Origin of the sequence: Actinomadura barringtoniae (genome assembly GCF_017573505.1) — a bacterium.
Lineage (GTDB): Bacteria > Actinomycetota > Actinomycetes > Streptosporangiales > Streptosporangiaceae > Spirillospora > Spirillospora barringtoniae.
The window spans coordinates 297958-318391 of the sequence record NZ_JAGEOJ010000016.1; the positions used below are offsets into that span (position 1 = coordinate 297958).

Here is a 20434-nt window from a genome sequence, read left to right on the forward strand (position 1 = left end):
GCTACTCCCCCTTCGCGCCCGAGCCGGTGAGCTCGCCCTTGGCACCCACGTGCGGGTGGTGCAGGTCGAACGCGGGCCGCTCGGAACGGATCTTCGGGATCGAGTTGAAGTTGTGCCGGGGCGGCGGGCAGGTGGTCGCCCACTCCAGCGACGAACCGTAGCCCCAGGGGTCGTCGACCTCGACGCGCTTGCCCTTCTTCGCCGTGATGTACACGTTGTAGAAGAACGGCAGCATCGAGGCGCCGAGGATGAACGAGAAGATCGACGAGAACTGGTTCAGCCCCTGGAACGTGCTGGCGTAGTCGGCGTACCGGCGCGGCATGCCCTCGGCCCCCAGCCAGTGCTGGACCAGGAACGTGCCGTGGAAGCCGATGAACAGCATCCAGAAGTGCACCTTGCCGAGCCGGTCGTTCAGCATCTTGCCGGTCCACTTCGGCCACCAGAAGTAGAAGCCCGCGAACATCGCGAAGACGACCGTTCCGAAGACGACGTAGTGGAAGTGGGCCACCACGAAGTAGGAGTCCGACAGCTGGAAGTCCATCGGCGGCGAGGCCAGGATGACGCCGGTCAGACCGCCGAACAGGAAGGTCACCAGGAAGCCCAGGGACCACAGCATCGGCGATTCGAACGTCAGTTGTCCTCGCCAGATGGTCCCGACCCAGTTGAAGAACTTCACCCCCGTGGGCACCGCGATCAGGAACGTCATGAACGAGAAGAACGGCAGCAGCACCTGGCCGGTCACGAACATGTGGTGCGCCCACACGGTGACCGACAGGCCCGCGATGGTGATCGTCGCGAACACCAGGCCGATGTAGCCGAACACGGGCTTGCGGCTGAACACCGGGAGGATCTCGGTCACGATGCCGAAGAAGGGCAACGCGATGATGTAGACCTCCGGATGCCCGAAGAACCAGAAGAGGTGTTGCCAGAGCAACGCGCCGCCGTGCGAGGCGTCGAAGACGTGCGCGCCGAGCTTGCGGTCGGCCTCCAGGGCCAGCAGCGCGGCGGCCAGGACCGGGAACGCCAGCAGCACCAGGATCGAGGTGAGCAGGATGTTCCAGGTGAAGATCGGCATCCGGAACATCGTCATGCCCGGGGCGCGCATGCACAGGATCGTGGTGATGAAGTTGACGGCGCCCATGATGGTGCCGAAGCCCGACATCGCCAGGCCCATGACCCACATGTCACCGCCGACGCCCGGCGAGCGGACCGCGTCCGACAGCGGCGAGTAGGCGAACCAGCCGAAGCTGGCCGCGCCGCCCGGGGTGAGGAAGCCCGCGATGACGATGATGCTGCCGAACAGGAACAGCCAGTAGGCCAGCATGTTCATGCGCGGGAACGCCACGTCGGGCGCGCCGATCTGGAGCGGCATGATGACGTTGGCGAAGCCGGCGAACAGCGGCGTCGCGAACATCAGCAGCATGATCGTGCCGTGCATGGTGAACAGCTGGTTGAACTGCTCGTTGCTGAACATCTGCAGGCCCGGCTTGTAGAGCTCGGCCCGCATCAGCAGCGCCATGACGCCGCCGATCAGGAACATCACGAACGACGTGATCAGGTAGAGGTACCCGATCACCTTGTGGTCCGTGGACGACAGCCAGTTGGCGATCAGACGTCCCTTGGACGTGCGCGCCACCTGAGGGGCGCTCGGCGGCTTGCTGATCGTTGTCACTGTGCACCCCCCGCTGCCTTGGCCTTGGAATCGGCGATGAACTTGGCGTACTGCTCGGGCGTCACGACCTGCATCTGGAAGAGCATCCGGCTGTGGTCGACGCCGCAGAGCTCGGCGCACCGGCCCTCATAGGTGCCGAGCTTGCGCGCCGTGAACTCGAACTCGTTGTCGTAGCCCGGCATGATGTCCTTCTTGTACAGGAGCGCCGGGACCCAGAACGAGTGGATGACGTCGTTGGACTTCAGGCGGATCCGCACCGTCTTGCCGGCCGGGATCGTCAGCACCGGCTTGGCGCCCGTCGGGGCGTTCGGCGCGACCGGGGTCCCGACCACCGAGGCGACGGTCTTCTCGGCGCCCGTGGCGTCCTTCTCCTTGTAGTCGAACTGCCAGCTCCACTGGAAGCCGGTCACCTCGACCGTGACCGCCGGGTTCTTCGTCGTCTTCTCGACGTAGGTCTCGTCCCGGGCGGTGAAGTAGAAGAGCACCGCGATGATGACGAACGGGACCGCCGTGTAGAGGATCTCGATCGGCATGTTGTAGCGCACCTGCGGCGGCAGGTCGTCGGAGCGCTTGCGGTGGAAGAGCACCGCCCAGATGATCAGGCCCCAGACGACGGCACCGACGGCGAACGCGGCGATCCAGGAGCCCTGCCAGAGCTTCAGCATGCGCTCGGCCTGGTCACTGATCGGCTCGGGCATGCCGAGGCGGGACGCCTCGCCGCTGCAGGCGGTGGCGGTCATCGCCAGCAGCCCCAGCGCACCGGCGCTTCTCATGGCGCGGCGGGTGCGCACAGGCGTACGCCGCTCTCCAGAGCGGGTCGGACTCACGGAATGCCTTCCCCACGGATGTGAAGCCCGGGAACTTCCGGGCGGTGAGATCAGTTGTTACACGTGCGATGGACACATTAGCGCGAGGGTCCGCGAGACCCCCGCTTGGGTGCCCGGTTAGTGTTTCTGGCGTGGCTAACGCGGGGGGACATCGCTGAATGACCGCTTACTTCGACGCCGCCTCGACCGAGCCGCTGCATCCCGCGGCCCGGTCGGCGCTGCTGTCGGCCCTGGAGCACGGCTGGGCCGATCCGGCCCGGCTGTACGGCGCGGCGCGCGGCACCCGCATGCTCCTTGACCAGGCAAGGGCCAAGGTCGCCGGGGTTCTGGGCGTCCGGCCGGACGAGCTGTCGTTCACCTCTTCGGGCACGCAGGCGGCGCATCTGGCGATTCTCGGCGGGCTGCACGCCCGTCGGCGTGTCGGGCGCCATCTGGTGGTGAGCGCGGTCGAGCACTCCAGCGTGTTGCACGCGGCCGGGATGCACGAACGCGACGGCGGCAAGGTCACCACGGTGCCGGTGGACCGTTCCGGGCAGGTCGACGCGGCGGCGTTCGCGGCGGCGCTGCGGCCCGACACCGCCCTGGCGTGCCTGCAGTCGGCCAACCACGAGGTGGGCACGGTGCAGCCGGTCGCCGAGGTGGCCGAGATCTGCCGGGCGGCACGGGTCCCGCTGTTCGTGGACGCCGCGCAGACGGCCGGCCGAATGGACATTCAGCCTGGATGGTCACTTTTGGCGGCCAGTGCCCACAAATGGGGCGGGCCCGCCGGGGTGGGCGTGCTGGTGATCCGCAAGGGCGTCCGCTGGCGTTCGCCGCTGCCCGAGGACGAGCGGGAGGGCCGCCGCGTCCCCGGCTTCGAGAACGTCCCCGGGGCGGCCGCCGCCGCGGCGGCGCTGGAGGCCTACCGGGGCGAGATGGCGGCCGACGGCCCGCGGCTGTCGGCGCTGGTCGACCGGATCCGTGCCCAGGTCCCGCGCACCATCACCGACGTGGAGGTGGTCGGTCACCCGGTGCAGCGGCTGCCACACCTGGTCACCTTCTCCTGCCTGTACGTCGAGGGTGAGGCCCTTCTCACCGAACTGGACCGGCTGGGTTTCGCGGTTTCCTCAGGAAGTTCATGTACGGCGGATACGCTGCGTCCCAGTCACGTACTCGAGGCGATGGGGGTGATTACCCATGGCAACGTGCGGGTATCGCTGCCGCGTGGAGCAAATTCGACCGATGTCGACCGCTTCCTCGCCGTGCTTCCCGATGCCGTCACCCGGCTGCGCCGCAGCGCCGGAGTGACCACGCCATGATCCCCCGCAGCGACACGACACGGACAGGGAGGCGGGTGCGCCCATGAGGTTCCGAGGCCGCGCCAAGGCCGGCACACGGGACGGCGCCGGCGGCGCCGCGAGCGGCGCCGTGCCCGAGCCCGCAGCCAGTCCCGCGGGGCCGCCCCCGGTCCTGGTCATCGACGCGCTGGGCCGCAAGTGCCCGATCCCGATCATCATGCTGGCCGAGCGGCTCCGCGAGGTCCCGGTCGGCGAGGTCATCGCCGTGCTGGCCGACGACGTGGCCGCCCGCACCGACGTGCCCGCCTGGTGCCGGATGAAGTCGCAGGACTTCGTCCGCGAGGAGACCCTCCCCCACGGCGGCTGGGGCTTCCACATCAGACGCTGTTATTAAAAGCTTTCACGGCCTTCGGCCCCGAGCCTGGCGGCTCGGGGCCGAAACCGTAAAAGCGGCGAGCGCGACACGGCTTCGCCGTCTTCGCGGGGAGCCTCGCCTACGGCGTCGGTTCCCCGCTCAGGTAGCGCGCTCGCGTGCGGGCTGAGCCCGCTGCGTGCTCGGTCAGGAGGCGCAGGCCAGATGCGGCTGGACCTCGGCGGCCGCGTCGGCGCCGTAGGTGGCCGACAGGCGGCTCAGGAAGCCGGTGTTGGTGAGGGTGTACTCCTGCGGGCCCGCCACCTCCAGAACGTGGGCGGCGATCGTGTTGCCGACCTGGGCGGCGCGCTCCAGCGGCAGCCCCCAGGCGATGGCGGACAGGAAGCCGGAGCGGAACGCGTCGCCGCCGCCGGTCGGGTCCACGACCTTGTCGACCTTGACGCCGGGGACGTGCAGCCCCTCCTCGCCCTTGCGGTCGATCACGACGCCCTTGGCGCCCAGGGTGGTGATCCGCACCTGAACCCGGTCCAGGATCTCGGCGTCGGTCCAGCCGGACTTCTCCTCGGCCAGCGCCTTCTCGTACTCGTTGGTGAACAGGTACGCGGCGCCGTCGATCAGCCGCCGGACGTCGTCGCCGTCCTCGGAGCCCATGCGCGCGAGCTGCTGCGAGGGGTCGGCCGCGAACGGGATCTTGCGGTAGCGGCACTCGTCGGTGTGCCGCAGCATCGCCTCGGGGTCGTTCGGGCTGATCAGGACCAGGTCCAGGCCGCCGACCCGATCGGCGACCGGCTGCAGCTCGATGCGGCGCGCCTCGCTCATCGCCCCCGCGTAGAAGGTGGCGATCTGGTTCTGGTCCTCGTCGGTGGTGCACAGGAACCGCGCGGTGTGGCGCAGCTCGGACACGTGCACCGACGCGGTGTCCACGCCGTGGCGCTCCAGCCAGGACCGGTAGTCGGCGAAGTCGGCGCCGACCGCGCCGACCAGGATGGACGCCTTGCCCAGGCTGCCCATGCCGAAGCAGATGTTGCCGGCGACGCCGCCGGGCCTGATATCCAGCTCGTCCACCAGGAACGACAGCGAGACCCGGTCGAGCTGGTCGGGAATCAGCTGGTCGGTGAAGCGGCCGGGGAAGGTCATCAGGTTGTCGGTCGCGATGGAGCCGGTTACGGCGATGCGCACGGGAGTCGCTCTCCTCGTCGGTGGCGTCCGGCTGTGTGCCGGCTGTTCGTCACCCCAAGCAGGTGAGGGGGCAAGCCTACTTGCCATCGCTGGAGCGGCGAACGAGGGCCGCACAAGTCGAACGGCCCGGAGAGAATCTTCCGGGCCGTCCGAATCGCCGATCGGGCGGCGGGGATGGGAGCTCCCCGCCGCCGCGAACCGTGCCGCTTGGTTGCGTGCCGCTTGGTTGCGTGCCGCTTGGTTGCGTGCCGTTTGGTTGCGTGCCGCTTGGTTGCGTGCCGCTTAGTTGAACGAGTCGCCGCAGGCGCAGGAGCCCGACGCGTTCGGGTTGTCGATCGTGAAGCCCTGCTTCTCGATCGTGTCCACGAAGTCGATCGTGGCGCCGGTCAGGTACGGGGCGCTCATCCGGTCCACGCGGACGCTGAGCCCGTCGAAGTCCTGGACCTGGTCCCCGTCCATCTCGCGCTCGTCGAAGAAGAGCTGGTAGATCAGGCCCGAACAGCCGCCCGGCTGCACGGCGACACGCAGCGCAAGGTCATCGCGGCCCTCCTGCTCGAGCAGGCCCTTGGCCTTCTCGGCGGCGGCATCGGTGATGACGATGCCCTGCTGCGTGGTCTCCTGCGTGGTCTCCTGCGTGCTCGTCTCGCCTGAAACCGTCATGTGTTCAGCTCCTGGGTCTCGCTGCGCCGCTGGCGCGGCGGTTTCGTCGCATGTCCGTGCCGTTCAGTGAGACGTCACGCGCCTCGTTCTCAGGACAACGTACCTCGCACGGTCCTCATTCCGCTTATTCCCAGTCTTTCACTGAGCCCGGGCTCTGAACCCCTCAAGAGTGCGGTCTGCGTCACAGCGAGGGGTCGCCGGGGTGAACATCCCGATATGTGTGCGAGTATTAGTCGTCAAAGCGACGATAAGTCCCCGTCGCACGAGGGGAGACTCCCGTGACCACGCCCGTGACCACCCCGTTGCGTGATCTTCCGCTGCTGTTCCTGGGCTCCGGGGCCGACCCGGCCAGCGAGCGCGGCGTCGACTGTCCCGGCGATCTTCCGCCGGCCTCGGACCCCGAACTCGTGGAACGGGCCAAGGCCGCCAAGGCCGCGCTCGGCGACCAGGTGTTCGTGCTCGGCCACCACTACCAGCGCGACGAGGTGATCCAGTTCGCCGACGTGACCGGCGACTCGTTCAAGCTGGCCCAGCAGGCCGCCGCCCGCCCGGACGCCCCCTACATCGTGTTCTGCGGCGTCCACTTCATGGCCGAGTCGGCCGACATCCTGACCGCCGGCCACCAGCGGGTCGTGCTTCCGGACCTGGCGGCGGGCTGCTCGATGGCCGACATGGCGACCTTCGACCAGGTCGAGGAGTGCTGGGAGGTCCTGGAGGACGCCGGGATCGCCGACGATGTGGTGCCCGTCACGTACATGAACTCCTCGGCCGACATCAAGGCGTTCGTCGGCCGCCACGACGGGGTGGTCTGCACCTCGTCCAACGCCAAGCGGGCCCTGGACTGGGCCTACTCCAAGGGCTCCAAGGTGCTGTTCCTGCCCGACCAGCACCTCGGGCGCAACACGGCCGTGCTGGAGATGGGCCTCTCGCTGGACGACTGCGTCACCTACAGCCCGCACCGCCCCGACGGCGGCCTCACCCACCAGCGGCTGCGCGACGCCAAGATGCTGCTCTGGAAGGGGCACTGCTCGGTGCACGGCCGCTTCAGCAAGGCGTCGGTGGACGACGTGCGGGCCCGCGTGCCCGGGGTGAACGTGCTGGTCCACCCCGAGTGCAAGCACGAGGTGGTGCTGGCGGCCGACCAGATCGGCTCGACCGAGTACATCATCAAGGCGCTGGAGTCGGCGCCGACCGGCTCGTCGTGGGCGGTCGGCACCGAGCTCAACCTCGTCAAGCGGCTGGCGAACGCGCACCCGGACAAGAACGTGATGTTCCTGGACAAGACCGTGTGCTTCTGCTCGACCATGAACCGCATCGACCTGCCGCACCTGGTCTGGTCCCTGGAGGCCCTGGCCCGCGGCGAGGTCGTGAACCAGATCCAGGTCGAGGAGGAGACGGCCCACTACGCCCGTAAGGCCCTCGACCAGATGCTGGCCCTGCCGTAACCCTCTAGAGCAGTGCGTAGGTGACGCTGACCGAGACCCGGGCGACGCCCTCGCCCGGGCTCAGGTTGCCGTTCGCCTCGGCGATCGCGGCCTTCGGGATGAAGTGCATCGGGATCGGGTCGACCGTCGAGGCGCTCATGGTGATCACCCGGCCCAGCCTCCGGCCGATCATCTTGGCCCGCTGGACGGCCTTGGCCTTGGCGTCGGCGAACGCCAGCTTCTCGGCGGCGGCGAGCTCGGCGGACGAGTCGTCCTTGTCGAAGGTCACGCTGTCGAGCTCGACGTCGTCCCCGGCCGCCATGATCGCGTTCAGGGTGACGTGGGCGTTCGGCAGGTCCCGGACCGTCGCGAAGATCCGTTCGGTGCCCAGGTAGCCGGAGATCGCGCGCGGCTTGCCCGGCTGCTCGTCGGTGTACTCGGGCTGGACCGACAGCTCGTCGGTGCGGATGTCCTTGGCCGCCACGCCCGAGTCGGTGATCACCTTTACCAGCCGGGTCGCGGCCTTGGCGACCGCCTGGTAGGCGTCGCCGGCCTTGGCCTGGCGCACCTCGACGCCGGAACGGACGTACATGATGTCGGGCTTCACCGGCACCCGGCCCTCGCCGGAGACCTCCAGCCGGTCCTCGGCGCCCGGCGTCGCGCGCGCCTGCGCGGACGCGGGCAGGGGCGCCGCGGTGAGCAGCAGGGCGGCCGCGGCCGCCGCCGTGAGTCGTCTGATCATGGCGTCATTCGATCACCGGACACCGCCCTGACCTGCGGGTTGCGGGCCAAGGCGCGGTCAGGAGCAGGCGAACGAATGCAAGATCACATGCCGCCGCGAGAACGCATGCGGCGCGAGATCACATGATCGCGGTGTGCTCGGCCCAGCGGACCAGCAGGGCGTCGTCGCCGGAGATCGTCAGACGCGGGTCGTCCAGCTTCCGCCGCCCCCACATGAACAGGTAGAGGTCGGCGATCGGCGCGTGCACCGCCGCGTCGGCCGGTCCGCCGCCGTCACGACCCTCGCCGCCCTCGCCGCCCTTGCGGCCGCAGGAGAACCCCTCGGCGGTCAGCTCGAAGCTCCAGTGGGCGCCGGAGTCGGTGGCGGTGAACGCGACGATCTCGCCGTTCCCCGCCAGCTCGCCGATCTTGGGCGAGAACACCGCCGCGTGCCGCAGGTTGGCCAGCAGCTCGTCCACGCCGTCCTCGGCCGCGTCGGGGGCGATCTCGGGGTCCCGGCCGACGGCGAACTCGGCGTCGGCGCGGTGCACGGCCGTCTCGTACAGCATCCGCCGGGACCAGAACCGGGCGTGCTGGTCGGCGCCCCAGGCCCACATGGGCGCGTCCGGGTCGGTGGCGCGCAGGGCCGCGATCACCTCGGCGCCGCCCTCGACGAACCACGGCAGCAGCTCGATCGGCTCCTTGGGGAACTTCACGCCGAGCTCCCTCAGCCCCATCCGGCGGGCGCTCAGCTCCCGTACGTTGCCGGCCGCCCAGCGGTGCACGCCGCCGAGGTGGCGGGTGAGGTCGGCGACCGACCAGTCGGGGCAGGTCGGCACGCGGGCGTCGGGGTCGGCGTCCGCGAGCACGTCGGCGAAGCGCCCGATCTCGGCCTCGGCGGCGTCGCAGTAGCGATCGTGGGTCCAGTGCTCTCCCGTCATGGCGCCCATCATCGCCTAGAGGCCCGGCGCGTCCCAGAGCGGGAACCACCTGGCGCGGTCTGGTTCGAGCTGCAACTCCCCCACCAGCGCTTCCTCGGCCCGCGCTTCGAGATCCTCGTTGCGGCGGCGCCTCGTGCGCTTCGGGGAGAACGGATAGAACGTCCCCCTCAGGTGGGCGTAGACGAGCGCGAGACGGTAGGGCCCCGAGCCCCGGAAGCCCATGTAGGAGCAGACCAGGTAGGACCCGAAACCGCCCTCCTCCAGGGTGGAGTTGACCACGTGCAGGTCGATGACCAGCTTGTCCAGGTCGTCGGGCTCGCGGCGAACGACGACCCATCCGAAGCCATAGGCGTCGTACTCGAGCGTGGCGACGGCGCCCGGCCGTCCGAGGCCGAGCAGCCGCTCCAGCTCGCGCTGCGTACGGGCGAACGCGCCGAACGCACCGCCCTCGACGCCGCGGAAGCACACGGCCCCCACGCCGGTCGGGGTCAGGCCGGTGGCGGCCTCCAGGGGCAGCGCCGCCGGTGCGAGGCCGAACAGCCGGTTGAGGTCGGGCTTGGCGGGCTCGCGGCGGCCGAGCAGGACCGTACGGAATCCCATGATCAGCCCTTTCCGGAGGCGAGGCGCTGCCCGACCATGTCGAGCTGCTTCTGCCGCCGTTCCAGCACGGGATGGGTGGACAGCAGGGCCAGCAGGTCCAGGCGTCCGACCCGCATGGGCAGCATCGCCAGGGCGGTCACCGGCCTGAGCTGCCGGACCTCGCCGAGCTTGGCGCCCTCGATCGCCTCGGTGAGCTTGGCCAGGGCCGAGGAGAGCGCGCCCGGGCGGCCGGTGAACAACGAGCCCGTACGGTCGGCGCACAGCTCACGGTGCCGGGACAGCGCGAGCCCGAGCAGCAGGCCGAACGGGTACACCACGACCGAGATCAGCATCAGGGGCAGCAGGACCGGCGCGAGCAGCACGAGGAGGAAGCCCCCGCCCGCCGCCAGCCGCGCACCGAAACCGAGGATCAGTCCGGCGAGCATGACGGGAAACAGGGCGATCATGGCGACCGTCGAGTCGCGGTGCGCGAGGTGGCCGAGCTCGTGGCCGACCACGGTCTCCAGTTCGTGCACGTCCAGGCGGCGCATCAGGCCGCGGGTGACGCAGACCGCGCCCGCGCCGCGGCAGCCCGCCGCGAAGGCGTTCGGGACGTCGCTCTCCGACACCGCCACGCGCGGCTTGGGCAGACCCGCCGACAGGCACAGCCGGTCGATGAGGACGTGCAGGTCCAGCTCCTGGTCAACGGTGACCTCGCGCCCGCCCACGGCCCGCAGCGCCAGGCCGTCGACGAAGAAGTACTGGGCGGCCAGCGCGGCGGCGACGCAGCCGGCCGCGACCAATCCCCAGAGCGTGGAGATCATGAAGAACGGGACCAGTAGCGCGCCGTAGGCGACGCCGAGCAGCGCCATGGTCAGCAGCATGCGTGAGGTCAGACCGGATTCCAACGCGAACCCCCTGCCGTCGAGGCCCCGGCGGCAGGGGCCATGGACGAAAGGTAAGACGCGTGACTCCGGAATTCGGTGCCTTAAGACGCAGAAAGGGGAATTAAAGCCCCGGTGCACCCCAAACGGGGAACCAGCGGCCCAGGTCCTCTTCGAACGGCAGATCCGCGCCGACCGCGCCGCGCGCCTGGATCTCCAGCGCGTTGTCGCGCTTGTCTCCGGGCTGGGGGGCGAACGGATAGAACGTGCCGCGCTTGTAGAGGTAGACCAGCGCCAGCCGCTGCCCTTCAGGCCCCTTGAAGCCGACCAGCGAGCACAGCAGGTGCGGGCCGAAGCCGTTGGCCTCCAGCGTCGCGTTCACCGCGTGCAGGTCGGTCACCAGGCCGACGACGTCGGACGGGTCCTTCTTGACCAGCAGCCAGGTGTAGCCGTAGGAGTCGGTGCTGAGCTCGACGTCGGGGCCGTCGTCGGAGTCCAGGAGCTCCTGGACGTCCTTCTGGATCTGGGCGAACGCCCCGCCCTCGGCGGCCCGGAAGCACACCGAGCCGAGGCCGGTCGGGGTGAACCCCGCCCCGGCCTCCAGCGTCAGCGCCGCCGTGGACAGCCCGAACAGCCGGTCCAGATCGGGCTTGACCGGCTTCGACCGGCCCAGCAGGGTGTCGAGGAACCCCACCTCACACTCCCCTGCTCAGTTGGTCGGAGATCTTCTGCAGCTGCGCGAGCCGCTTGTCCAGCGGCGGGTGCGTGGAGAACAGGTTGGAGATGCTGAAGCCCTTGCCGAACGCCGGGGTGAAGAAGAAGGCGTTGAACGGCTGGGCCGCCCGCAGGTCGTTGGTCGGAATGCGGGCGATCTCCCCTGTGACCTTGGTGAGCGCGCTGGCCAGCGCCGAGGGGCGCCCGGTCAGCAGCGCCGCGGCCCGGTCGGCCGACAGCTCGCGGTAGCGCGACAACGCCCTGGTCAGCATGAAGCTGATCGCGTACGCGACGGCGCTCACGGCGACGACCGCCAGCAGGATCATGCCGGTGTTCTGGTCGTTGTCACGGCGGTTGAAGCCGCCCCACAGGCCCCACTCCAGGCCGAAGCGGGTGATCAGGCCGGCGCAGACGCCGAGGAACGAGGCGATCGTCATGACCGCCACGTCCCGGTGCGCCACGTGCGCCATCTCGTGCGCGAGCACGCCCTCCAGTTCCACCGGGTCGAGCCGGCGCAGCAGCCCGGTGGTGACGCAGACCACGGCCTTCTTCTGGTTGCGGCCGGTGGCGAAGGCGTTCGGCACGTCGGTGTCGGCGATCGCGACCTTGGGCTTCGGCGCGTCCGACATCGCGCAGATGCGGTCGATGACCCCGTGCAGTTCCGGTGCTTCCTCCGCGGTGACGGTGCGCCCGTGCATCGCGAACAGCGTGAGCTTGTCGGAGAAGAAGTACTGGGCCAGCAGGAACAGGGACGCGATGACCAGCGCGATCACGCCCCACTTGGGCACGATCACGAAGAACGCGCCCACGAAGACGACGTACACCAGCCCCAGCAGGAACATCGTCACGAGCATGCGCGACGTGAGTCCCCGGTCCGATGCGTAACGCGTCCGCGTCGCCATCGGGCCCCCTTCCGTTCTTACGGTCCCGTCACCGTTGACAACGCGTGACGGACCCTGTTTGTGCCCCCAAGGGGTGTAGGTCCCCGGGTGGGACCACCCCGGGGACTCGCTTCCGGCCGAGCCGGATCGCCCAGACTAGTCCGGGATGAGCCCCTCGTCGCCGAGCATGGCCTTGACCTCGTCCATCGTCGCGTCGGACGGCGGGAGGATCAGCTCGGACGGCTCCAGATCGTCGTCGGGGACCGGCTTGCCGATCCGGCGGGCGCGGTCCAGCAGGGCGTGCAGCGCGGTCCGGAAGGCGGCCTCGTCGCCCGCCTCGATCGCCTGCTCGACCTTGGAGTCGAGCTCGTTCAGCTCGGCCAGGTCGCCGGGCGCCACGTCGACCTGACCCTCGCCCATGATCCGGACGATCACTGGGCACCCCCGGGCGGCGGGAACTGCTTGGCCTGCGGGGCCTGCTGGGGGGTGTCCTGCTGCTGGTGGGCGGCCGGGTTGCCCTGGTTGAGCTCCTTCGGCGCGGAACCCTGGCCCAGCTCGGCCTTGAGGGCCTCAAGCTCCAGGTCGACGCCCGGACCCGAGCCCATGCGGTCCAGCTCGGCCTGGATGTCGTCCTTCGGACCGGAGAAGTCCTCGAGGGCGCCGGAGGCCAGCAGCTCGTCGATCGCGCCGGCGCGGGCCTTCATGGTCTCGGTCTTCTCCTCGGCGCGCTGGATCGCCAGACCCACGTCGCCCATCTCCTCGGAGATGCCGGAGAACGCCTCGTTGATCTTGGTCTGCGCCTCGGCGGCCGTGTAGGTCGCCTTGATCGTCTCCTTGCGCGTACGGAAGGAGTCGACCTTGGCCTGCAGGCGCTGGGAGGCCAGCGTGAGCTTCTCCTCCTCGCCCTGCAGCTGCTGGTACTGGGCACGCAGGTCGCCCAGCTGGCTGTCGAGGCCCGCGCGCCGGGTCAGCGCCTCGCGGGCAAGGTCCTCACGACCGACCTGCAGGGCCTTCTTGCCCTGGTCGGTGAGCTTGTTCTGCTGCTGTTCGAGCTGGTTGATCTGCAACTCGAGACGCTTGCGCGAGGTCGCGACGTCGGCAACGCCCCGACGAACCTTCTGCAGCATCTCCAGCTGACGCTGGTAGGAGTAGTCGAGGGTCTCACGAGGATCTTCCATGCGGTCCAGGGCTTTGTTCGCCTTGGACTTGAAGATCATCGACATTCGCTTCATCACGCTCATCGCGCGGCGCCGGTCCCTTCGTGCTGTGCTCAGTCACAAACTGGGCTCAATAATCACTGCTGGGGTTCTTATCACCCTACGCGTTAACGCGCGAGGCAGCCACGATGTTCGCAGCCGGTAGGCTGATCTCGTGTTCCGACGTCGTACCCAGGAAGCCCCCGAAGATCCTCCTCAGGTAGCAAAGCCGGGAGGAAAGGGGCGCCCCACGCCCAAGCGCAGCGAGGCCGAGAAGCGCCGCCGCCAGCCGATCACCGCGCCCTCCAACCGCAAGGAGGCCTACAAGCGGGTTCGCGAGAAGCAGTCCGACGCGCGCGGCAAGGCCCGCGAGGGCATGCAGCGGGGCGAGGAGAAGTATCTCCTCAAGCGAGACAAGGGACCGGTGCGCAAGCTCGCCCGGGACTTCGTCGACTCGCGCCGCACCGTCGGGTCGTACCTGATGTACGGCATGTTCGCGATCGTGGCGCTCAGCCTGCTGCCGATCGCGGCCGCCAAGCTCCTGGTGCTGTTCGCGCCGCCGGTGCTGCTGATCGCGGTCTTCGGCGAGGGGTTCTACCTCAGCTCCAAGATCAAGAAGCTGGCGGCCGAGCGCCACCCGAACGAGGACACCAAGGGCATCGGGATGTACGCGGCCATGCGGGCCATGCAGATCCGCCGCCTGCGCGTCCCCAACCCTCAGGTCAAGGTGGGCGACAAGGTCTGAGTAGGGTCGGATCATGGAGTTCCGACACCTCGGCCGCAGCGGTCTCAAGATCAGCGAAATCGCGTACGGAAACTGGCTCACCCACGGCTCCCAGGTCGAGGAGGACGCCGCGCACGCCTGCGTGCGGGCGGCTCTCGACGAGGGGATCACGACCTTCGACACCGCCGACGTCTACGCCGGCACGCGGGCCGAGGCCGTCCTCGGGCGCGCCCTGGAGGGGCAGCGCCGCGAGGGCCTGGAGATCTTCACCAAGGTCTACTGGCCGACCGGCCCCGGCCAGAACGACCGCGGCCTGTCCCGCAAGCACATCATGGAGTCGATCGACGCCTCCCTGCGCCGCCTGCAGACCGACTACGTCGACCTCTACCAGGCGCACCGCTTCGACTACGAGACGCCGCTGGAGGAGACCCTCCGCGCGTTCGACGACGTCGTACGGCAGGGCAAGGCGCTCTACATCGGCGTCTCGGAGTGGCGCGCGGAGGAGATCGCCCAGGCGCTGAAGATCGCCGACGAGATGGGCTTCGACCGGATCATCTCCAGCCAGCCGCAGTACTCCATGCTGTGGCGGGTCATCGAGGAGGAGGTCGTTCCGCTCTCGGAGAAGGAGGGCATCGGCCAGATCGTGTGGTCGCCGATCGCCCAGGGCGTGCTGACCGGCAAGTACAAGCCGGGCCAGCCGCCGCCCGCCGGTTCCCGCGCCACCGACGACAAGGGCGGCTCGGACATGGTGTCGCGCTGGCTGCAGGACGACGTGCTCACCCGCGTTCAGCAGCTGGAGCCGATCGCCGCCGACCTGGGCCTGTCCATGGCGCAGCTCGCGGTCGCCTGGGTCCTGCAGAACCCGAACGTCTCGGCCGCGATCGTCGGCGCGTCCCGGCCCGAGCAGGTCCGCGACAACGTCAAGGCGGCGGGTGTCACGCTCGACGCGGACGTGATGAAGCGCATCGACGACGTCATCGCCCCGGTCGTCACCCGTGACCCGGGCAAGACCGCCAGCCCCAGGAAGCGCCCGTAGCTCACCGCCCTGGCCGTGCCTCGTCATTCAGAGGCACGGCTAGACGGTGTGCAGGCTCATCTCGTAGACGACGGTCTCGTCGTCCAGCAGGGTGACCTTGTCGATCTCGTCCTCGCGCAGACCCCGCCAGTTCTCCCCGAGCCACGTCTCCGCGTCGGCCTGGGTGGGGAACGTCTCCTCGGACACGCCGACCGCACGACCGTCGGCCTTTTCCAAACGCCAGCTCCACGCCATCCCGTGAGACTAGCCCTCCCGCAGCCGCCGCCCAACCACCCGGGCATTTGACGGGCTTGCCCGGCATTTCTCTTTGCCGCGCCGCGCACGGCGCAGGTCACCCGGGCACCGTAGAGTTTTCGATCAATGGACATCGATCTCCAGGGCATCGCCGGGCCGGACGGCTGGCCCGCGCCCGGCTGCCGCTGCGCCTCGTGCAACCGGCTGCGCACGGCCGGGGTGCGGTACGAGCCCACGACCATCGTGATCGAGGGCGTTCCCCTGGACGAGTGCTCCCGCTGGGCCGTCCCCGGCGGCCATGACGTCCGTTCGGCGTCCGGCCGCCGGATCCTGGTCGCCGCGGCCGCCGGAGCCCGTCCGGAACCGGTCGCCGAGATCGTCTACGACGCCGCCCTCCTCGACCTCGTCGGCTGCCCCGACCATCTGGGCCGCCTCCGCCACGCTGGCGCGGTCACCGCGGCGACCGAGATCATGGCCGTCCACGTCGACCACCGCGTCCCCTCCCCCGCCGAGCTGGAACGCCGCCTGGCGTTCTGGCTCCCTCCGCGCGAGGGCCCGCACCGCACCCTTCTTCTGGGCGGCGCCCGTTCGGGCAAGTCCGCCGAGGCCGAGCTGCGCCTGATGGCCGACCCGTACGTCACCTACGTCGCGACCGGCATGCGCTCGCCCGACGACCCCGAGTGGACCGCCCGCATCGCCGCCCACCGCCGCCGTCGTCCGTCCTGGTGGCAGACCATCGAGACGACCGACCTGGCTCACACCATCGAGTCCACCGCCGGCGCCATGCTGATCGACGGCATCGGCTCCTGGCTGGCCGCCGCGATGGGCGAGACCGACGCCTGGGACGACCCCGCCCGCGTCATCCCGCGCATGGACGAACTCGTCGGGGCCTGGCGCGCCACCGCCGCCCGCATCGTCGCCGTCACCGACGAGGTCGGCCTCTCCCTGGTCCCCACCACCCCCGTCGGCCGCGCGTTCCGCGACGCCCTGGGCCACCTCAACCAGCGCCTCGCTGCCGAGTCCGAAGAGGCCGCCCTGGTAGTGGCCGGCCGCGTCAAAGCCCTATGAACGCTCTGCACCTGGCGGTCTCGCTCCTCACCGTGATCCCGCTCCACACAGACCAGGTGGACCGGGACACCGCCCGCAAAGCCATGCTCCTCGCGCCCCTAGTAGGCCTCTTGGTAGGAGGAGCAGCCACAGCGGTCCTCCTCGTAGCCGATGCCCTGAACCTCTCCAATTTCCTTGGAGCGGCCCTCGCAATAGCCGCCGCCGCGGCCCTGACCCGCGCCCTGCACCTGGACGGCCTGGCAGACCTGGCCGACGGCCTGGGCAGCAACCGCCCCGCCGAAGACGCCCTGGCCATCATGAAGCGCTCCGACATCGGCCCCTTCGGCGTCGTGACGCTCCTCCTCACCCTCCTCATCCAGGTGGCCGCCCTGGGCTCAACCCCTCACGCCTCCATAGCCGTCCTCATCGCCGCAGTAACAGGCCGCCTGGCCCTCCCCTGGGCCTGCCGCACCACAGTCCCCTCAGCCCGCTCCGGCGGCCTCGGCTCCCTGGTAGCAGGCACCATCCGCACCCCCGCCGCCATCCTGGTCACCGCAATCGCCCTCCTGGCGGCCCTGGCCGTCGACCCCCTCCACGGCCCCGCCGCCGTCCTCCTAGGTCTGGGCGCCGCTCTCCTACTCCTCCATCACGCCATCCGCCGCCTGGGCGGCATCACCGGCGACGTCCTAGGCGCGCTCGTAGAAGTGGCCACCACCACCGCCCTCGTCACGCTCGCCGCCCTTCGCTGAGGGCGCGGCGGGCGTAGGCGCGGACGTCGGCGTCGGTGTCTTCTTGGGCGGTACGGAGGGCGTCCGCTACCTCGGGGTGGTCGGACCAGGGGCCTAGGGAGATGACGGCGGCCTTGCGTACGTCGAGGTGAGGGTCGGCGAGGGCCTTGATGAGGGGTGCTGCGGCCGTGGCTGGAGGGGCGGCGGCCAGGCCTCTGGCGGCGCCGGTACGGACCTGCCAGGCGGGGTCGTGCAGGGCCGCTATCGCTTGGTCGGCCAAGGGGCTCGGGCAGCCGACTCCGGATAGGGCTTCCAGGGCTGCGGCTCGGACCAGGTCGTCGGGATCGTTGAGCAGGGTTGCGAGGGTTTCGGCGCCGGAGCCGATCGTTCCCAGGCCGTGGGCGGCGGCTATGCGGACCTCGCGGTTGGCGTCGGTGGCGGCTTTGGCGACGTCGGGAGAGGCGTCCAGGGAGACGAGACCTCTTACTGACTGGAGGCGGACTCGGTGGTCGGGGTCGGATAGGGCGGTCGTGAAGACCGGGAGCTTGCCCAGGTGGAGGGCGCGTAGGACGTCCAGGACCGCGGCTCGCACTTGGGCGTCGGGGCTAACGAGGGTTGTTGTTAGGGCGTCGCGGACTTCGTTGGTGGCGGGGAGGACTTCCACTAGCTCGCGCAGGGCTGTGGCTGCGGCGTGGCGTACGGAGCCGTGGTCGTCGGTCAGGGCGGTGGCTAGGGCGGTGGCCACGCCTTCGGGGACTACTTCGGTGAGGGTGGCCACGGCCGCGCGGCGGACCTTGGGGTCTGGGTCTGAGAGGTAGGGCGTGATCTCGGGGAGGGTGGCGCCTTGGTCTGTGAGCTCCAGGAGCTCCAGGAGGCGGGGCGAGCGGCCGATCGCCATGGTGCGGCGGGGGCCCGCAGAGGTCTGGGTCTGGGTTGTCGTGCGGGTTTCGGTGGCCAGGACGGTGGGGTGGGTGCCCTCGGGGACGGTGAACTCGTCCACGGGGACCAGGTAGGGCGCCACGGGGCGCTTGATGAACTCCATGGCGCCGTCGTCGCGGCGGCGCAGGTTGAGGTGGAAGAACCAGTCGGCGTCGTCGCGTTCGGGCAGGTCGGCGCGGTCGTGGTAGAGGCCCCAGCGGCTCTCGGTGCGGGTGCGGGAGGCGCGGGCGGCCATCTCGGCGCAGTCTCGGATGAAGGTGACCTCGGCGCAGCGCATCAGCTCGTGGGGCGTGCGGGCGCCCATCTCGGCGATCTCCTGCTCCATGCGGGTGAACGTCTCGACGGCGATGTCGAGCTTGGCGCCGGTCTTGGGCGGCGCGACGTAGTCGTTCACGAAGCGGCGGAGCTTGTACTCGACCTGGGGCTGGGGCGGGCCGCCGGGGTGGCGGAGGTGGCGGTAGATCAGCTCGTGGGCGGCGGCGATCTGGTCCTCGTGGAGGGCGCCATGTCGATGGTTGGTGGCGGCGTGGGCTCCGGCCAGGTCGCCGAAGACGAAGGCGCCGATCATGTAGTTGTGCGGGACGCAGGCCAGGTCTCCGGCGGCATAGAGCCCAGGAACGGTGGTGCGGGCGTTCTCGTCGACCCAGACGCCGGAGGCGGAGTGGCCGCCGCACAGGCCGATCTCGGAGATGTGCATCTCGACGTCGTGGGTGCGGTAGTCGTGGCCGCGGCCCGCGTGGAAGGTGCCTCGGGTGGGGCGTTCGGTGGTGTGCAGGATGCCTTCGAGGGTGGTCAGGGTCTCGTCGGGCAGGTGCGAGAGCTTGAGGTAGATCGGGCCGCGCGCGGAGTCGATCTCGCGCTTGACCTCGGCCATCATCTGGCCGGACCAGTAGTCGCAGTCGACGAAGCGGTCGCCGGCGCTGTTGACCTGGTAGCCGCCGAACGGGTTGGCGACGTAGGCGCAGGCCGGGCCGTTGTAGTCCTTGATGAGCGGGTTGACCTGGAAGCACTCGATGCCGCTGAGTTCGGCCCCGGCGTGGTAGGCCATGGCGTAGCCGTCGCCCGCGTTGGTCGGGTTCTCGTACGTTCCGTAGAGGTAGCCGCTGGCGGGCAGGCCGAGGCGTCCGCACGCGCCGGTCGCCAGGACGACGGCTCCGGCGGAGACGGTGACGAACTCGCCTGAACGGGTGTCGAAGCCGACGGCCCCGACGGCGCGGCCCTCGTCGGTGAGGACGCGGACGGGCATGACGCGGTTCTCGATCTGGACCTTCTCGCGGATCGAACGCTGCCGCAGGACGCGGTAGAGGACCTTCTTGACGTCCTTGCCCTCGGGCATCGGCAGCACGTACGAGCCGGACCGGTGCACGCGCCGCACGGCGTACTCGCCGTACTCGTCCTTCTCGAACTTCACCCCGTAGCGCTCAAGGCGTTTGACCATGGCGAAGCCGCGGGTGGCGGTCTGGTGAACGGTCTTCTGGTTCACGATGCCGTCGTTGGCCCGGGTGATCTCGGCGACGTAGTCCTCGGGCGTCGCCTTGCCGGGGATGACCGCGTTGTTGACGCCGTCCATGCCCATCGCGAGCGCGCCGCTGTGCCGTACGTGCGCCTTCTCCAGCAGCAGCACGCTCGCGCCCTGCTCGGCGGCGGTGATGGCGGCCATCGTCCCGGCCGTACCGCCGCCGATGACCAGCACGTCGCAGCTCAGCTCGCGGCGTTCGGTGACGGAGGGGATCTCCATCAGGCCACTTCCTCCTTCAGTTCGGCGACGCCCGACGGGGTGAGCCGCACGACGCGGTCGCCGAGCAGCCGCGCCTCCTCCATGTCATGGGTGACGAAGACGACGGTCGCGGGCGCGTCGGCCAGCACGTCCAGCAGCAGGCGCTGCATGGTGGCGCGGGTCTGCGCGTCGAGGGCGCCGAACGGCTCGTCCATCAAGATCGCTCGCGGTTCGGCGGCGAGGGTGCGGGCGAGCTGGACGCGTTGGCGCATGCCGCCGGACAGCTCGCGGGGAAGGCGGTCGCCTTGCTCCCCTAGTCCGACGCGGGTCAGCCAGGAAAGGGCCTCGGTACGGCGGCGGGCGCGTGGCACGCCGCGCAGGGCGAGGGCGAGCTCGACGTTGCGGCGCGCGTTCCGCCAGGGCAGCAGCGCGTCGTCCTGGAAGATGAGCGCGCGGTCGCGGGACGGCCCGGTGATGGGCGCGCCGCCCGCGCGCAGGGCGCCGGTCGTGACCGGCAGGAGCCCGGCGAACGCGCGCAGGAGCGTGGACTTGCCGCAGCCGGACGCCCCGACGATGACGAGGATCTCCCCCGCCCGCGCCTCCAGGTTCACGCCGGACAGAACGGGGTGGCCGTTGTAGCCCAGGCTGAGGTTCTCGGCGTGCAGCGACAGTGCGCTCATCT

Annotated in this window: 22 protein-coding genes; 7 read left to right on the plus strand and 15 right to left on the minus strand. The window is 69.9% G+C overall.

Translation table 11 applies throughout. From position 1 onward, the window contains the following. Position 1 precedes the first annotated feature (1 nt). Both ctaD and ctaC read right to left on the minus strand, forming a co-directional pair. Entirely contained in the window at positions 2–1672 is a 1671-nt protein-coding gene (gene ctaD / locus J4573_RS36210; RefSeq protein ID WP_208260587.1) for an aa3-type cytochrome oxidase subunit I, read from the minus strand. Then, positions 1669–2445 (minus strand): aa3-type cytochrome oxidase subunit II, encoded by a 777-nt coding sequence (ctaC, locus tag J4573_RS36215; RefSeq protein ID WP_208260588.1) that lies wholly within the window; start codon positions 2443–2445, stop codon positions 1669–1671. The genes ctaD and ctaC overlap by 4 nt, the downstream gene beginning before the upstream one ends. 212 nt (positions 2446–2657) lie before the next feature. Between ctaC and J4573_RS36220 the strand changes: the two genes are divergently transcribed. Both J4573_RS36220 and J4573_RS36225 read left to right on the plus strand, forming a co-directional pair. Continuing rightward, positions 2658–3797 carry a cysteine desulfurase family protein gene (locus J4573_RS36220; protein WP_208260589.1) on the plus strand — a complete coding sequence of 380 codons (1140 nt, stop codon included), beginning with the start codon at positions 2658–2660 and terminating at the stop codon, positions 3795–3797. A gap of 43 nt (positions 3798–3840) precedes the next feature. Continuing rightward, entirely contained in the window at positions 3841–4170 is a 330-nt protein-coding gene (locus J4573_RS36225) for a sulfurtransferase TusA family protein (RefSeq protein ID WP_208260590.1), read from the plus strand. A gap of 165 nt (positions 4171–4335) precedes the next feature. Here the strand turns inward: J4573_RS36225 and J4573_RS36230 are convergent, their stop codons facing one another. Both J4573_RS36230 and J4573_RS36235 read right to left on the minus strand, forming a co-directional pair. Then, positions 4336–5328 (minus strand): carbohydrate kinase family protein, encoded by a 993-nt coding sequence (locus J4573_RS36230; RefSeq protein WP_208260591.1) that lies wholly within the window; start codon positions 5326–5328, stop codon positions 4336–4338. A gap of 282 nt (positions 5329–5610) precedes the next feature. Further along, positions 5611–5988: a HesB/IscA family protein gene (locus tag J4573_RS36235; protein WP_208260592.1), complete on the minus strand. Its 378-nt coding sequence runs from the start codon at positions 5986–5988 to the stop codon at positions 5611–5613. Between the two features lie 278 nt (positions 5989–6266). Here J4573_RS36235 and nadA point away from each other — a divergent pair, with 278 nt between their 5' ends. Further along, positions 6267–7433 carry a quinolinate synthase NadA gene (nadA, locus tag J4573_RS36240; protein ID WP_208260593.1) on the plus strand — a complete coding sequence of 389 codons (1167 nt, stop codon included), beginning with the start codon at positions 6267–6269 and terminating at the stop codon, positions 7431–7433. Positions 7434–7437: 4 nt separating this feature from the next. Here the strand turns inward: nadA and J4573_RS36245 are convergent, their stop codons facing one another. From J4573_RS36245 to J4573_RS36280, 8 genes are all read right to left on the minus strand, one after another. Continuing rightward, a complete protein-coding gene (locus J4573_RS36245) occupies positions 7438–8154 on the minus strand; it encodes an SIMPL domain-containing protein (RefSeq protein ID WP_208260594.1) in 717 nt (238 codons plus the stop codon). Between the two features lie 118 nt (positions 8155–8272). Beyond that, a complete protein-coding gene (locus J4573_RS36250) occupies positions 8273–9073 on the minus strand; it encodes a maleylpyruvate isomerase family mycothiol-dependent enzyme (RefSeq protein WP_208260595.1) in 801 nt (266 codons plus the stop codon). Between the two features lie 15 nt (positions 9074–9088). Beyond that, entirely contained in the window at positions 9089–9673 is a 585-nt protein-coding gene (gene pspAB / locus J4573_RS36255) for a PspA-associated protein PspAB (RefSeq protein WP_208260596.1), read from the minus strand. Positions 9674–9675: 2 nt separating this feature from the next. After that, positions 9676–10536, minus strand: a complete 861-nt coding sequence (locus tag J4573_RS36260; RefSeq protein WP_208260597.1) for a M48 family metalloprotease — start codon at positions 10534–10536, stop codon at positions 9676–9678. Positions 10537–10660: 124 nt separating this feature from the next. Then, on the minus strand, positions 10661–11230 hold the full coding sequence (gene pspAB, locus J4573_RS36265) for a PspA-associated protein PspAB (RefSeq protein ID WP_208260598.1): 570 nt from the start codon (positions 11228–11230) through the stop codon (positions 10661–10663). Between the two features lies 1 nt (position 11231). Continuing rightward, complete coding sequence (gene htpX / locus J4573_RS36270) at positions 11232–12104, minus strand: zinc metalloprotease HtpX (protein WP_243774083.1); 873 nt, start codon at positions 12102–12104, stop codon at positions 11232–11234. Between the two features lie 183 nt (positions 12105–12287). Next, positions 12288–12566, minus strand: coding sequence for a PspA-associated protein PspAA (gene pspAA, locus J4573_RS36275; protein ID WP_208260600.1), 279 nt, complete (start codon positions 12564–12566; stop codon positions 12288–12290). Beyond that, positions 12563–13372: a PspA/IM30 family protein gene (locus tag J4573_RS36280; protein WP_208260601.1), complete on the minus strand. Its 810-nt coding sequence runs from the start codon at positions 13370–13372 to the stop codon at positions 12563–12565. Before J4573_RS36280 ends, pspAA begins: the two co-directional genes overlap by 4 nt. A gap of 130 nt (positions 13373–13502) precedes the next feature. On the opposite strand from J4573_RS36280, the gene J4573_RS36285 reads away from it, so the two are divergent. Next, on the plus strand, positions 13503–14072 hold the full coding sequence (locus J4573_RS36285; RefSeq protein ID WP_208260602.1) for a DUF3043 domain-containing protein: 570 nt from the start codon (positions 13503–13505) through the stop codon (positions 14070–14072). Between the two features lie 13 nt (positions 14073–14085). Continuing rightward, entirely contained in the window at positions 14086–15087 is a 1002-nt protein-coding gene (locus tag J4573_RS36290) for an aldo/keto reductase family protein (RefSeq protein WP_208260603.1), read from the plus strand. A gap of 39 nt (positions 15088–15126) precedes the next feature. Here J4573_RS36290 and J4573_RS36295 read toward each other — a convergent pair whose 3' ends face one another. Next, the gene (locus J4573_RS36295; protein ID WP_208260604.1) at positions 15127–15321 is read right to left on the minus strand and encodes a hypothetical protein; all 195 of its coding nucleotides are present in this window, start codon (positions 15319–15321) and stop codon (positions 15127–15129) included. Positions 15322–15447: 126 nt separating this feature from the next. Between J4573_RS36295 and J4573_RS36300 the strand changes: the two genes are divergently transcribed. Together J4573_RS36300 and cobS are read left to right on the plus strand one after the other, a co-directional pair. Beyond that, positions 15448–16389 (plus strand): bifunctional adenosylcobinamide kinase/adenosylcobinamide-phosphate guanylyltransferase, encoded by a 942-nt coding sequence (locus J4573_RS36300; protein ID WP_208260605.1) that lies wholly within the window; start codon positions 15448–15450, stop codon positions 16387–16389. Continuing rightward, entirely contained in the window at positions 16386–17117 is a 732-nt protein-coding gene (gene cobS, locus J4573_RS36305; RefSeq protein ID WP_208260606.1) for an adenosylcobinamide-GDP ribazoletransferase, read from the plus strand. The genes J4573_RS36300 and cobS overlap by 4 nt, the downstream gene beginning before the upstream one ends. Here the strand turns inward: cobS and J4573_RS36310 are convergent. Next, positions 17095–19773, minus strand: coding sequence for a fumarate reductase/succinate dehydrogenase flavoprotein subunit (locus J4573_RS36310; protein ID WP_208260607.1), 2679 nt, complete (start codon positions 19771–19773; stop codon positions 17095–17097). The genes cobS and J4573_RS36310 overlap by 23 nt on opposite strands. After that, positions 19773–20432 (minus strand): ABC transporter ATP-binding protein, encoded by a 660-nt coding sequence (locus J4573_RS36315; RefSeq protein ID WP_208260608.1) that lies wholly within the window; start codon positions 20430–20432, stop codon positions 19773–19775. The genes J4573_RS36310 and J4573_RS36315 overlap by 1 nt, the downstream gene beginning before the upstream one ends. Positions 20433–20434 lie beyond the last annotated feature (2 nt).